Genomic DNA, 12,696 nt, shown 5'->3' with positions numbered 1-12,696 from the left:
TCTGACCCGCTACTTTTCTTGCGTTCGTCGAGCCCCCCGTTAGACCATAATGTCAATGACACCCCAGTTCTAACAAAGATCGATATGCAAATGTGATTACCCATTTCACTTCACTCATTGTTTATTAATTACAATCGATAATTTGTAGTTTGCATGTTCGTTTAAACCTACTAGGAATTGATCTACGTGTTCATTGGATGGAAATCTGCACTCAAGAAGATAACAACCATCCCCTAATTTTATAATTATTTAATACGTATTTCTCTTGTGTTTTTATAAAGGAAAGATAAGGTTGGTGATAAGTGCTATCCATAGAGATCGTAATAAAAGCATGCATGTGACACCCTAATTTAGCTTGATTAACTTTAATGGTATAACCCTCAAGTACACCATTATCCTCTAGTTTTGCAACCCTCGATGCTGTTGCTTGTCCTGTCAAATGAACTTTCTCTCCTAATTCTTTCATTGTAATACGACTGTTCCTGGATAATTCATCCAATATTTGCTTATCTGTTTGATCCAACATAAATTACAATCCTTTCATGATTAGAAATAATTCATTAATGCATCGTTTCTAATAAATTGGACACCATTTGAAAAGCATATCCGCCTAGCGTTAATATGATCTGTCCCGTAATTCTTTCTCGATTGACTCCAATATTTTATCCAATAATTACAATCCATAGGTACGTATTTCCTCTTGAAGATTGATTAAATCAATAACAATTTCAAAAATCAAGTCAAAACGTTAAATGACTTGATTCTATCTATGTATCTGATAGTTGTTCATCGTGTACACTTATCACACAAAAGATAAGGAGATGATAAAATGAAAGTAACCCAAATTAGAAATGCAACTCTTGTGGTGGAATATGCTGGGAAGAAATTTTTGATTGACCCATTCTTGGCCGAAAAAGGTGCATACCCGCCTTTTCCAAACTCGTTAAGACAAGATCAATTTAATCCTCTGGTTAGCTTGCCAACGTCCCTCGATAATATTATAAATGTCGACGCTGTTATTGTAACGCATCTCCATTTAGATCACTTTGATGATGCTGCCAAAGAGGTATTGCCAAAAGATATAAAAATGTTCGTACAAAATGAAGAAGATGCCCAAGAAGTAAAAAAAGCAGGTTTTAGAAATGCAGAAGTTTTACAAGAAGATACAGTCTTTGAAGATATCCAACTCATTAAAACAAAAGGCGAGCACGGTAGAGGAGAAATCTTAAAAGTCGCAGGTAATGTATGTGGCGTTGTTTTTAAACACCCAACTGAAAATACTTTTTATATAGCTGGAGATACGGTCTGGTACGAAGCAGTTCGGGAGGTAATCGAAACACACAAACCAGAAATCATCGCAGTAAATGGTGGAGACAATCAGTTCCTACAAGGCGGTTCTCTAATCATGGGAAAAGACGATATCTATGAAGTGTTTAAAGCTGCCTCTAATGCAAAAATTATTGTCAGCCATATGGAAGCTGTAAACCACTGGACACTTTCAAGAAAAGAATTAAAAAGCTTCAATAATGAAAAAGGAATCTCCTCTTTTGTATTAATTCCAGATGACGGCGAATCCTATACTTTTTAAAATAAAAACAAAGTGAGGAAGACTAATCATGTCAGTTGAAACTAATAAAGTCGTTTTTATAAAGCACTTTACTCACCCTAGCTTCCAATTTTGGCAGCGTTATAAGGATGATTGCAGTCAGCGCCGCAAAAAATATTGAGGTAAATGAATTATAGATAATATCAGCTCCCTTTATTATTATGTCTATCTCATACCCGATGAAGAACTTTTACTACTTCACTACTAATTAAATAATAAGAAGGACTCTATCGGCTATATACCAGTGGAGTCCTTCTTTATTACATCTACTCTAAATTCAAACTGATTGCGGAGGAAATAAGATCCGTTAATCTTGATTGATTCCGGCGTTATCTTCTCGACTGTACCACATAGTCCACAACCTCTACCATATCTTCACTCAACGTCTGGACTACATATACTCTTACCTGACTTATTGCAGCCGCAAACAGTTCAATATCCGACTTTAACACTTTATATGTATGATTCATACTGATCACCTCAATAATTTATTCGGTCAAAGGTATGGTAATTCCTTCAACAAAATAAGCTCTGCCGACCAGTTAAGGTTAGCAGAGCTTTTTAATTTTATTTAGAGTATTCGCTTACTTCAAACGTCAGGATACGATCATACAGCATATAATCCTTACGGCTGCTGAATGGGCCTTTGTTGTTATCGTGTTTGTTAATGGCGTATGAAGCCGATCCAGATCCAGCCTGCTTGCTTTCGTACCATGAAATAAAGTCATTGACCTCTTTCATGCTTAGATCAAATTCCTTCTCCAAACCGGTTGTCATAGTAACTACTAGAATAGCATGATCCCCGTTTGAAGTTGGATCCTCTGTTCCTGGATTAGGAGTGGAGCTCGATACTTTAGACATCATCTCTAATTCGCTAAGAGCTAGATACTGACTTCCGTTATTTGCCTTAATATTAATTCTATAATTCTTATATGAATTAGAATTAGAAAAAGTGAATTTTTTAGGAGTGCTATCTACCCATCCAGTGATATTTGACTGAGTGTCTAGAACGTTCCAAGTAACTCCATCATTTGAGCCTTCAAAAGTCCAATCTTTAGGGGCTCGGTCAGTTACCGTTGTCTGTGGATAAATAACATATTGCTCAATAACTTCAGGATTAGGAAAGTCATATCTTAACCATGCTGTATTTTCATTTGATCCCCACGCGCTAGAGATAGTAGCAAAATCCCCGTCAAAAGCTCTATATGCGTATGAAAATTCGTTGCTTGCACTTGCCTCTCCAGATGGCAAAGTGTTAGATGTCATTTTTGGAATTAAATTTTCTGAATACTCTGCCTCGGCTGCAAAAGCATTCGATAAGGGAAGAGATAAAAGAACTAAAAATAAAATTGTTATACACGCTTTCTTCATTAAATAATCCTCCAATATGTGTAATAGAACTAAGAATAATTTAATTAAGGAATTGTGTCTAAACAAAAACTTGCTGATCTATAAATATAATCTAAATATTTGCATATTTATTTTTTATTGGGTATGAAAGAAGGGCTCATACTGGTTAAATACCAGTCGAGCCCTTCTTGACATCTATTCTAAATTCAAATTGATTACGGAAGAAATAAGATCCGTTAATCTTAATCGACTCCGGTGTAATCTATTCGACTGCACCACCGTAGTCCAAAACATCTATCAAATCCTCTCGCTAACGGCTGTACTACATATACTCCTACCTGGCTTAATGCAGCTGCAAACAGTTCTGTATCCGATTTTAACACTCTATATGTATGGTTCATGCTGATCACCTCGATAATTCATTCGGTGAACAATGTGGTAATTCCTTCAACAAAAAAATCCCCGCCGACCAGTTAAGGTTAGCGGGGATTTGCTTTGCTTACGTTTAAGCACCTCCGATGGTAACGTAAGGCTGAATACTATTGTGGTGGTTAAGGGCTTGATCCGACACAGTAACAATAAACAAAAAGCTAGCCGCGATGATTAGCAGTACCATTTTTCTCAACATTTCTTCTCCCACCTTTTCATGAGATTACTATATTTTTACCATTAGAGCTGTTTGCTTTACCTACGTTTAAGCACCTCCATGTTGTACAAGAGGTTGGATACTATTGTGATTATGTGGCTGAACAGGTACAGTTAGCAAAAATAAAAAGCTACTCGCAACGATTAGCATGACCACTTTTTTCAACATTTTTTTCCCACACCTTTTCAATGAAATTGTAAAACTCTGTTTTGGTTTCAGGAACCGCATGGACTTTGAAACGCACAAACAACCCCATACAATTTATAAAATATGTCTCATTATTTAGTATATGCGCTTTTACCATTGCACAAAACAACTGATTAAAACCATCACTGTATATGCCCTGATTTAAGTAATAGTAGGCTAATTCGTAACCACACCACGCGAAATAATCCGGTACCACTTGTTGAGTATACATATCACCTGACGCTAATTCTTGTGATAAAGACGCAATGTCTTTTTCAAAACGTTTAATTATATTATTCACATCTAACTTGTATCGGTTAGCCGCAATCATAATGTTCAATAGTTGAATAACCCTATCTTCTTGAGTTGTATCTACCGACGCATCAATATATTCAACATAATCTTGTAACACATTTATATCTCCAGATAAAAGCTTATTCACAATAACATTAGCTTTTGCCCAGTGCTCAAACAAGCCGATCCAGTATTGGGTATCCTCGTCGGTTTCTTTAACCCAATCTAAATTGGCATAGGCGTATGTATATTGAAGAGCTTGGTCGTAATCGCCTCGGGCTTCACAGACACTTGCACACAATAAATCGGCATAGGAAATGTATACAAACAAGGGACGACTTAGCTGCTTGTTAGTCTCGTCACACTCTCGATTCTTTTGTTGATGTTTCAACGAATATTGAGCTTTCGCTTTTTGCTTCATTTTTTTCGCTGTTTCATCAACCTTATCCCATTTACGCAATGAACGATACACGTTAGCTAAATCCTTCAATGCGTCAAGCTGGTTTATTTCATCTAGGCGTTCAACAAAAGCTTCAAATATCGTAGCTGCACTGAGATTGCGGCTTTGATCGTCTCCAACTTGAATAGTGAATATACGATATTGACAGATGGCTAAGCGTTCAGAATGTTGGTACTTCTCCGCTTCAGCTACACCCTCATAGAGCAGCAACGCAGCATTATGTCGTCCCTGTGCCAATAACGTTTCTGCAATCTCAAATAGTTTGGGCGAATAGAGTAGATTGTCCATGATGGTTCCCACCACTTGACGGATCGTACCCAGCTTGTCCAACTCCGCACAGCGAAACAAAAACGGCTCGATTCGCCTCATATTCGGGGGGGTGTCGATGATGTAGTTTTCTATAAATAAGTCGTAAAAGTAGCCCTCCGGTAAACCCATAGCCTCAGTAATTAGGTCAAGCTGGTTAATAGACATAGACTTATTCCCCGTCACAATAGCACTTACTATTCCCCTATTCATGCCAGCAATATGCCCGAATTGCGTTAGGCTCAAACCCTCTTGTTTTAGGTATCTGTCTAATTCCGCCCGAATCGTAGGTGTATGTTTCATGCCATAGCCACCCTTCACATAAAAATTCCAAAATTTTTATATTATTGCATTCTATTGTTGTCCATAATTTAACAGTTGTCAATAACTCTTTTGTTACTTTCGCGAGGTATTCCCTTTTGGTGAAATGTATGTGAGCAATATAACACAAAAAAAATACCCTACCAGCTAAATGCCAGTAGAGTCCTTCTTTACATCTACTCTTAAATTCAAACAGATTACGGCAGAAATAAAATCCCTCAACCTTAACGTAGTGGGGTTATGCCTTAAAGGGAAATTATTTTTGTTGGGTATACCATTTCCGGAGTTGATTAATATTTGCTGGATGATACCTGCTGTGATCAGATATGTGCCAAATCCCCCACTTGATGGTGGATTTTCTCCCCTCTTCATAGTTAACCACATCATTCAAATCTTCATCGTTCAATTGACAGCATATAGATTCCAACAGCTTAACCACAAAATCATAATCCGATAAGAGATCGTTAAGTGGAACATCCCTGCTTTGTGGAATATTATTATTTTTATCAACCATTGGACCATATTTTTCTTCAAGATATTCAGGAATATCTTCTCCTTTAATTCTGTAAACCCATTTTAAATCTACATAAGACAAATGCCACTTAGATCAAAAATTATTTAAAAACCTCATTTCATGGGAAGATATAATTCATCATATTTTCTATTACTTACTCTATTAGATTATTGATACAGTTTCCACACTGCTAGAGTCTCTCATCCTTATTTCACGATAAATTCAACTTTTATTCCGTCCGGATAATCATCCAGCTTGTGACCTACCCAACTACCTGCACCACGGAACCTCAAGACAAAGAGATTTTCTATTTGTTTGCTTTTTCGGGATTCCGTTCCGGGGAGTTATATTCTTTAAAGTGGACGGATATTGATTTTGAAAACAATACGATTAGAATTACAAAAACAATAGATGCTGACAGTTTTAAAAAGTATGAACTAACTACTCAATAAAGACTATGCACAAAGTACAAAAAATAAACTCCAGATCATTGGAGGTTTAATACCGTATAATGCCTATTTCCAGACGAGGAAATGTAATGATCTTTTGGTCACCATCCCAGCCCTCTATGATTACAATATAGAGCGTATATCGCTCTTGTTGTCCCCTTCTTCCCAAAGCCAGCAAACGCGCGCCCTTATGTCCACTACACTGCTACCTGTCTTTATCTCCAGTTCCTTCATGTTGGACCCCCGTCTTCGCTCAGCAGAATAATTGTAGAGTATTGGTAGTAGCGTTCGATATCGGGTAACAAAGCGTTCAACTTCTTTGTTACCCGGCGTTTCCGTATACTATACAGATCAGAACAATGAACGACGAAAGCGGACACAACTATTATGCAACAATAGCGGAATAGATGGTTGCCAAAGTTACACTAAACTTTTGCAGAAGTTTACGATGGCGCACGTGAAGCCATGGAAAGAATATGGGGGCGATATTCCTGAGCCAGTAGGATAAGACAAGAACAGCAGTAAATTTAGTGTGTATATTCCTAAGCCTACGTCGTCCATTGCCAAAAGGGGCTGCTGCCGAAAATTCTCCCTTGAACCAGCATTGCCTTTACAAATTGAGAAAATGAGGGATTTACAATAAAGTTCGGACCTCCCCCCCATTAACCCAGCCTAAACAGACGCATCGCAGTTCGTGCCAACCTCAAACGGCAGGTCATTCACCGCATTGGTGCCAAGATGCCAAAGGCTGAGGATAGCTGCGAGTTCCCAAAAAACAGTTTTCAATAAAGCGTACAATCGCAGCACGTTAGATACATTTAAACTAATCAGGAAATTATCCAAGTAGGAGGAAATAACCATGGCATTTGAAGGTTATAGAGAAGACAAGCGAGAACATTGGTTTGACTGGCCATTCCCCTTGTCGGTATCAATACTGTATGTGGATGCGGATGTAGATCTACATGTAGATGAAACAGAAACGAAATGGTATCTCATTGACGAACAAGAAAAACACTTGATCCGAATTAGGGATGAAAAGCAAATTGAACTGCTTCATCACTGCATGTATGGAGTCTTGTTAAATGACGAGAAGATCAATTGGATTATTGATAAAAATGGCGGTAGATTTACCTATCACGATAGTGTGCAAGATTTTATCAAATTCCAGAAAGAATACCTTGATACATTATAAGAGGCGTGAACAGTAAAAAGCTCTGCCGACCAATTAAGGTTAGCAGAGCTTTGTGTCTAATTCTGATTTCTGGCAGATTGCGGAAGAAACTTGATTGATGTGGGATTATCATACATTATTTCCACAAAATTAAACCCAACATGATTTAAGGATGATAACCAAAAGGATATAGAGCACCAAAATTGCCGCTGTAGAAGTCCCCACACCGCAAACAGTTGGACCTGCACATCCACTCATAGCTTAAGCCCTCCTTTATCTATCGGTCACCTTAGTATATGTGTAAATACACTCTGTGACCGGGCATTCAGGTAAACAAAAAAAGCTCTGCCGACCAATTAAGGTTAGCAGAGCTTTTGGATTACTCGACTATTTATTTTTTCTGAATATGAACATCCCAATAAGTGCAACAACTATTATAGCGGGAATTCGCCATGGATTCGGTAGAAATTTTGTTAGCCATAGGGCAGCAAATACTGTAGCTACATCTAAAGCCTTTATTAGCGCATCGACTTTGACAACATTAATAAGATTCTTTTTGACACTATCACTTACAGGAAGCCAATCGATTGTTGTTTTTATAACATTATCAATTTTGCTTGCCTGTGATTTAAGAGCTGCCTTTATTCCTTTAATTGTCCAAGAGACTTTTCCTTGCGTCGTTACATCTCCATTAAGACTTGGATCAGTACCGTTAATTACTGGTGGCACAACGCCTTCTGGTTGATTGGCGGATTCGCTATATGTAGAAGAAGTCACAGATGTACTTGCAGCAGAAGCGGAAAATGGAGACACAACAGAAAATAGCAGGGCAGCAGTTGCAGAGCTTAACATGATTTTTTTGTTAATGCATTTACACTCATTTCAAACTCTCCTTATTATTGTATTTACGTCTATTAATATATAATTAATCACATGTCGAAGTATGAGGAATAAAAGCACAAGAAAATAAACAGTCAGAAAGAACCATACTAAAATCCTTATATATTGCATCACCTCAACAAGTTAGTTCTGAAATTTTGACTTAATTCACTAATTCAATTTGTTACTTTTTACCTAATAGAATGCTGTTTTTATGTCGAAATACAAATAAAAGGACTCCATACTGGCTACATACCAGCGGAGTCCTTGTTCACATCTACTCTAAATTCAAACTGCTTACGCAAGAAATAAGATCCGTTAATCTTAACAGACTCTGGTGTAATCTTCTCCACTGGGCCGCCGTAGTCTACAATATCTAATCAAATCTTCGCCCAACGGCTGAACGACATATACTCTTACCTGGCTTAATGCAGCTGCAAACAGTTCAATATCCGACTTTAACACTTTATATGTATGGTTCATGCTGATCACCTCAGAAATAGGTATTCGGGTAAATCGTGTGGTAATTCCTGCACTGAAGAAAGCTCTGCCGACCATAAGGTTAGCAGAGCTTTTTAATGACGTTTAAGAACCTCCAACCTGTACAAGAATCTGGATACCAGGTACGGTTATGAAAACCAAAAAGCTACTCACAACAATTAACAGTGCCATTTTTTTCAACATTGTCTAACCACACCTTTTCAATTAGATTGGAGAACTCTGTCTTGATTTCAGGATTCGCATGGACTTGGAAACGCATAAACAGGCCAATACAATTTATGAAGTAAGTTTCATTATTTATTATATGCGACTTTACCATTGCATACATCAAGCATTTGAAGCCATCACTGTATTTCACCCGATGTAAATAATAATGAGCCATTTCGTAACCAAACCATGCGAAGTAATCCGGTATTACTTGTTGGGTGTACATATCAGTAGATATAGGGAGTTGAGTAAAGGCATCAATATCTACTTTAAACCTTGTAAGTACATCATCTACATCCAGATTATGTCGGTTAGCAGCTATCATAACGTTTAACAGCTTTGAAAGTTTCTCACCTTCCATGGTATGTGCTGTTTCGGCTATGTATTCAACATAGTCTGAGAGCACGCTGACATCTCCAGACAGGAGCTTATTTACATAAATATTGCATCGGGCCCAATCTTGATACATTTCTACCCAATAGAGGGTATCATCATCAGTCTCTCTAACCCAATCCAAGTCCGCATAGGCGTATGTATATTGTAGAGCTTGTTGGTAATCGCCTCGGGCATCACAGACACTCGCACATAGTAAGTCGGCATACGTGATGTACACAAACATCGGACGACTTAGTTTCTTAGCAGCCTCATTGCGTTCTTGGTTCTTCTGTTGATGTTTCCAATTGTATTGGATTTCCGCTTTAGCTCTCATTACCCTCGCTATTTCATCAACCTTGTCCCATTTACGCAAAGACCTGTACACATTAGCCAAATCCTTTAACGCATCAAGTTGTTCTAAATCATCTAGACGCTCGACATAAGGCTCAAATAGTATAGCTGCCTTGAGGTTGCGGCTTTGGTCGTCACCAATCTGAATCGTGAACATGCGATATTGACAAATCGCCAAACGTTCGGAGTGCTGGTACTTCTCTACTTCTGCTACGTTCTCATAGAGTATCAGTGCCGCAACATATCGTCCCTGTGCTAATAATGTTTCTGCAATCTCAAATAGTTTGGGCGAATAGAGAAGATTGTCCATGATGGCTCTCACCACTCGACGGATCGCATCCAGCTTGTCCAACTCCGCACAACGAAATAAAAATGGCTCGATTCGCCTCATATTCGGAGGATGGTCGATGATGTAGTTTTCTATAAACAGATCGTAAAAATGCCCTTCCGGTAAACCCATAGCCTCAGTAATTAGGTCAAGCTGGTTAACAGACATAGACTTATTTCCCGTCACAATAGCACTTACTAGTCCCCTATTCATGCCTGCAATATGCCCAAATTGTGCTATGCTCAAACCCTCTTGTTGTAGGTATCTGTCTAATTCCGCCCGAATCGTAGGTGTATGCTTCATGTCATATGCACCCTTCACATAAAAATTCCAAAATTTTTATATTATTGCATTCTATTGTTGTCCACAATTTAACAGTTGTCAATAACTTTTATTTTTTTGCAGTCATTGTCGATTCCTGTAGAATAAGCAGTTCCAAAGAATCATTTTCCAAAATATTAATATATTTATATAAATATTTCCTTTTTCATGTGGTATAATGGTTAAGTATTCCACATGTTATAGAAAAGGAAGTGCTTTCGAATATTAAGGTTGAAAAAAACAGCAGTTATCCTTACAGGTGTTTTAGCTCTCACGGCAGTAGCTCCGCTGGCTGCTTCTGCCGCACCAGTTACGGGGATTGAAGTATCGAAGGATCATGGAGGTATAGTTATCCAAAAAACTGGTCCAGAGACACATGAGGTTCTTGGTGGGACAAGTCCGTTGATGGAATTTACTGTTGAAAAAGGTTATGGGCACGTAAGTATTAAAGTGAAGAATGCAGGGACATCAACAATTACGTGGAGCTTGGTGCATAAAGATTCTGGGAGACAGTACATTACAAAGACCGTAGGCAAAAGAGACACATTACCATGGGATAGTCGCAATTCATTCCCAAATGGAATGCCTTCAGGGAAATACGAAGTTCAATTCAGAGCCAACGGAGACAGAGTTGAAGGCGAAGCTTGGGCTATTACTGGTCAGTACCCATCAGACATTAGCTAACCGTCACTACAAGCAATGGAGAATTATTAAATGCTAGATTAATTACCATTACGAAAAAAGGTGACTTTATAGTAAGTATGAGTAACCTTAATAATAGCGAAATATTATTAAATCGTGTTCATATAGTAAAAATAACTTACTTTATAGAAGAACGCCCTTCTACTAATTAGGGCGTTCTTCTTGCACCTATTTGCTTACTGTAGCTGTATTAGTTTTGTCGTTCCAATCCACTGTAGCGCCCTACGCCTCGCCCACGGCACGTAGCTGAACATAGGTTTTACCGTCGATCATATTAACGTCAGCGATAGTCTTACCGTTTACAATCACGTTAACCTTGTCCACTGTCTTATCCTCTTTAGTCTCTGCGAGCGACAGTATTGTTGAACAGAGCCCACTCTGCATTTCTACGGCGTGTCAGACCAGCCAACACCTTCCCGCCAGCCTTGTTATATTTCGTGATGTTGGCGGCAATCTGCGCCACCGTGCGTCCTTTACAGAGTGTTCTCAGACTTCCAGCCCCGCAGTTGTAACAGAAGCTAGTGAGCGCGTCGAACTGGCTTTGCGTGAGCTGGTCGGTTACCGGGACATAGGCCGGGTTGTTTACATACGCCTCGTATTTGGATAAATCCTCCACCAGCATAGCATCGGCCTTGGCTTGTGCTATGGTCATGCCTGCTTTAACGTCCGGTCCGTAATGCCCCCAACCTATGGTCCAGGACGTTTCGGTCGGAACAGGTTTATAAGCTGTCAAGCGGCAGCCCTCGAAGTTCTTAATTAAACTAAGGCCCGCTTTCGATACTTTCCGCATTACTTGTCAGCTCCCTTTTTCATTTGCTTGACCAACTGATTCCCGTACACGGCGAATGCTCCAGCAAGTACGCCCTGAATGACTGCCTGTGGCCCCCAACCTAGAATCCAGACCGTTAGGATCACAGCAACACCCGTGACGATATATACAATGCTCCAGTCCGGCACTTTAGGCGTTTGCTTGATCCCTATACCAATAACCCAACAAACAGCTACAACAATTAACAATTTAGGGTCGATTAACGACCATACTGTATTCCAATCCATTGTTAAATTCCTCCCGTTTCTTCTTTTCGATCAAGTCGTTTATGAGCCTGTTTCGCTGATTCTTTAACCCGCGTAACCCGTTCGGATAAGGCATCAATCCTTTGCCCCTGCACCCGCTGTTCGAGCCGAATGTCGTCCACACCGCGCTTGATGTAATCAACATCCGCACGCTGCAAAGCTTCCGCTCCCGCCTCTTGAATGATGTCTTGCCGCATTGACCTGCTGCGCCCGGCCCAACCTAAAATAATCCCACTAATCGCAGCAATTAACGAAAAAATAACTGTAATATCCATCGTGTTCCCCCGTCTCTCTGTTCAGGAAACTTTTCCTGAGCTATCATTGTCTATTTTCTGTTCCTTTTCCTCTTGGGCCTGTATCTCTGCTAATGCATTTCCTACTGCTATATCCAAACCTATAAGTATTTCTTTCCGGCGTGCTGGCTGCGAAGCAATGACAGCAGAAATGACTACAGTTAATTCTTCAACCGGTCTTGTTATATCCAATTGAATATCTAATGTAGATTTTATCTTTGCCACGGGTTTCCTCACCTCCTAAAAACTTAAAATAAGCCCCTGAGTTATCAGAGGCTTTCATACTTATACTTAAATTGGTTCTGCTGCTATAACGCTACGGATTTTAAAAACCCATATGTTATTAACCTAATACGAACGAG

The 12,696-nt window shown here is 39.1% G+C and carries 14 protein-coding genes and 5 pseudogenes; 4 read left to right on the top strand and 15 right to left on the bottom strand.

Annotation, left to right across the window (positions count from 1 at the left end; genetic code table 11):
• Positions 1 to 114: 114 nt before the first annotated feature.
• Positions 115 to 526 (bottom strand): annotated as a pseudogene (locus AC6EJC_RS12060) (Lrp/AsnC family transcriptional regulator).
• A gap of 303 nt (positions 527 to 829) precedes the next feature.
• Between AC6EJC_RS12060 and AC6EJC_RS12055 the strand changes: the two are divergent.
• Entirely contained in the window at positions 830 to 1,588 is a 759-nt protein-coding gene (locus AC6EJC_RS12055; RefSeq protein WP_444954162.1) for an MBL fold metallo-hydrolase, read from the top strand.
• Between the two features lie 252 nt (positions 1,589 to 1,840).
• On the opposite strand, the pseudogene AC6EJC_RS12050 reads toward AC6EJC_RS12055, so the two are convergent.
• The 6 genes and pseudogenes from AC6EJC_RS12050 to AC6EJC_RS12025 all read right to left on the bottom strand — a co-directional run bounded on the left by AC6EJC_RS12050 (position 1,841) and on the right by AC6EJC_RS12025 (position 5,764).
• Positions 1,841 to 2,076: pseudogene (locus AC6EJC_RS12050) on the bottom strand (hypothetical protein).
• Between the two features lie 97 nt (positions 2,077 to 2,173).
• Positions 2,174 to 2,977, bottom strand: a complete 804-nt coding sequence (locus AC6EJC_RS12045) for a discoidin domain-containing protein (protein WP_444954161.1) — start codon at positions 2,975 to 2,977, stop codon at positions 2,174 to 2,176.
• Positions 2,978 to 3,122: 145 nt separating this feature from the next.
• Positions 3,123 to 3,357: pseudogene (locus AC6EJC_RS12040) on the bottom strand (hypothetical protein).
• Positions 3,358 to 3,461: 104 nt separating this feature from the next.
• Complete coding sequence (locus tag AC6EJC_RS12035; protein ID WP_444954160.1) at positions 3,462 to 3,584, bottom strand: hypothetical protein; 123 nt, start codon at positions 3,582 to 3,584, stop codon at positions 3,462 to 3,464.
• 148 nt (positions 3,585 to 3,732) lie between these two features.
• Positions 3,733 to 5,151: a transcriptional regulator gene (locus tag AC6EJC_RS12030; RefSeq protein WP_444954159.1), complete on the bottom strand. Its 1,419-nt coding sequence runs from the start codon at positions 5,149 to 5,151 to the stop codon at positions 3,733 to 3,735.
• A gap of 274 nt (positions 5,152 to 5,425) precedes the next feature.
• Positions 5,426 to 5,764: a DinB family protein gene (locus AC6EJC_RS12025; protein WP_444954158.1), complete on the bottom strand. Its 339-nt coding sequence runs from the start codon at positions 5,762 to 5,764 to the stop codon at positions 5,426 to 5,428.
• 212 nt (positions 5,765 to 5,976) lie between these two features.
• Here AC6EJC_RS12025 and AC6EJC_RS12020 point away from each other — a divergent pair.
• Positions 5,977 to 6,123, top strand: a pseudogene (locus AC6EJC_RS12020) (site-specific integrase); the annotation flags it as partial.
• Positions 6,124 to 6,991: 868 nt separating this feature from the next.
• On the top strand, positions 6,992 to 7,324 hold the full coding sequence (locus tag AC6EJC_RS12015) for a hypothetical protein (RefSeq protein ID WP_444954157.1): 333 nt from the start codon (positions 6,992 to 6,994) through the stop codon (positions 7,322 to 7,324).
• 129 nt (positions 7,325 to 7,453) lie between these two features.
• Here AC6EJC_RS12015 and AC6EJC_RS12010 read toward each other — a convergent pair whose 3' ends face one another.
• The 4 genes and pseudogenes from AC6EJC_RS12010 to AC6EJC_RS11995 all read right to left on the bottom strand — a co-directional run bounded on the left by AC6EJC_RS12010 (position 7,454) and on the right by AC6EJC_RS11995 (position 10,247).
• Positions 7,454 to 7,561, bottom strand: a complete 108-nt coding sequence (locus AC6EJC_RS12010; RefSeq protein WP_272638254.1) for a YjcZ family sporulation protein — start codon at positions 7,559 to 7,561, stop codon at positions 7,454 to 7,456.
• Between the two features lie 129 nt (positions 7,562 to 7,690).
• Positions 7,691 to 8,080: a hypothetical protein gene (locus tag AC6EJC_RS12005; protein ID WP_444954156.1), complete on the bottom strand. Its 390-nt coding sequence runs from the start codon at positions 8,078 to 8,080 to the stop codon at positions 7,691 to 7,693.
• A gap of 350 nt (positions 8,081 to 8,430) precedes the next feature.
• Positions 8,431 to 8,665 (bottom strand): annotated as a pseudogene (locus AC6EJC_RS12000) (hypothetical protein).
• A gap of 163 nt (positions 8,666 to 8,828) precedes the next feature.
• Positions 8,829 to 10,247, bottom strand: a complete 1,419-nt coding sequence (locus AC6EJC_RS11995) for a tetratricopeptide repeat protein (RefSeq protein ID WP_444954155.1) — start codon at positions 10,245 to 10,247, stop codon at positions 8,829 to 8,831.
• Between the two features lie 249 nt (positions 10,248 to 10,496).
• On the opposite strand from AC6EJC_RS11995, the gene AC6EJC_RS11990 reads away from it, so the two are divergent.
• On the top strand, positions 10,497 to 10,949 hold the full coding sequence (locus tag AC6EJC_RS11990; RefSeq protein ID WP_444954154.1) for a hypothetical protein: 453 nt from the start codon (positions 10,497 to 10,499) through the stop codon (positions 10,947 to 10,949).
• 355 nt (positions 10,950 to 11,304) lie between these two features.
• Here the strand turns inward: AC6EJC_RS11990 and AC6EJC_RS11985 are convergent, their stop codons facing one another.
• From AC6EJC_RS11985 to AC6EJC_RS11970, 4 genes are read right to left on the bottom strand one after another with little or no spacing between them, the layout of a single operon-like run.
• Positions 11,305 to 11,757 carry a lysozyme gene (locus tag AC6EJC_RS11985; protein WP_444954153.1) on the bottom strand — a complete coding sequence of 151 codons (453 nt, stop codon included), beginning with the start codon at positions 11,755 to 11,757 and terminating at the stop codon, positions 11,305 to 11,307.
• Positions 11,757 to 12,023, bottom strand: a complete 267-nt coding sequence (locus AC6EJC_RS11980) for a phage holin family protein (protein ID WP_444954152.1) — start codon at positions 12,021 to 12,023, stop codon at positions 11,757 to 11,759. Before AC6EJC_RS11980 ends, AC6EJC_RS11985 begins: the two co-directional genes overlap by 1 nt.
• A gap of 2 nt (positions 12,024 to 12,025) precedes the next feature.
• Positions 12,026 to 12,316: a hypothetical protein gene (locus AC6EJC_RS11975; RefSeq protein ID WP_444954151.1), complete on the bottom strand. Its 291-nt coding sequence runs from the start codon at positions 12,314 to 12,316 to the stop codon at positions 12,026 to 12,028.
• Between the two features lie 21 nt (positions 12,317 to 12,337).
• Positions 12,338 to 12,559: a hypothetical protein gene (locus AC6EJC_RS11970; protein WP_444954150.1), complete on the bottom strand. Its 222-nt coding sequence runs from the start codon at positions 12,557 to 12,559 to the stop codon at positions 12,338 to 12,340.
• Positions 12,560 to 12,696 lie beyond the last annotated feature (137 nt).

The sequence above is a fragment of the Paenibacillus sp. TY11 genome (assembly GCF_059772165.1).
The sequence above is the reverse complement of the archived record's forward strand: the minus strand, read 5'-3'. Positions and strand labels throughout refer to the sequence as shown.

What these genes read in the sequence shown, in the direction of transcription:
- AC6EJC_RS11995 (WP_444954155.1), bottom strand. Translation starts at nt 10,247, where the DNA reads ATGAAGCATACACCTACGATTCGGGCGGAATTAGACAGATACCTACAA.
- AC6EJC_RS12010 (WP_272638254.1), bottom strand. Translation starts at nt 7,561, where the DNA reads ATGAGTGGATGTGCAGGTCCAACTGTTTGCGGTGTGGGGACTTCTACA.
- AC6EJC_RS11975 (WP_444954151.1), bottom strand. Translation starts at nt 12,316, where the DNA reads ATGGATATTACAGTTATTTTTTCGTTAATTGCTGCGATTAGTGGGATT.
- AC6EJC_RS12035 (WP_444954160.1), bottom strand. Translation starts at nt 3,584, where the DNA reads ATGTTGAGAAAAATGGTACTGCTAATCATCGCGGCTAGCTTTTTGTTT.
- AC6EJC_RS12055 (WP_444954162.1), top strand. Translation starts at nt 830, where the DNA reads ATGAAAGTAACCCAAATTAGAAATGCAACTCTTGTGGTGGAATATGCT.
- AC6EJC_RS11985 (WP_444954153.1), bottom strand. Translation starts at nt 11,757, where the DNA reads ATGCGGAAAGTATCGAAAGCGGGCCTTAGTTTAATTAAGAACTTCGAG.
- AC6EJC_RS12030 (WP_444954159.1), bottom strand. Translation starts at nt 5,151, where the DNA reads ATGAAACATACACCTACGATTCGGGCGGAATTAGACAGATACCTAAAA.
- AC6EJC_RS12015 (WP_444954157.1), top strand. Translation starts at nt 6,992, where the DNA reads ATGGCATTTGAAGGTTATAGAGAAGACAAGCGAGAACATTGGTTTGAC.
- AC6EJC_RS11980 (WP_444954152.1), bottom strand. Translation starts at nt 12,023, where the DNA reads ATGGATTGGAATACAGTATGGTCGTTAATCGACCCTAAATTGTTAATT.
- AC6EJC_RS12045 (WP_444954161.1), bottom strand. Translation starts at nt 2,977, where the DNA reads ATGAAGAAAGCGTGTATAACAATTTTATTTTTAGTTCTTTTATCTCTT.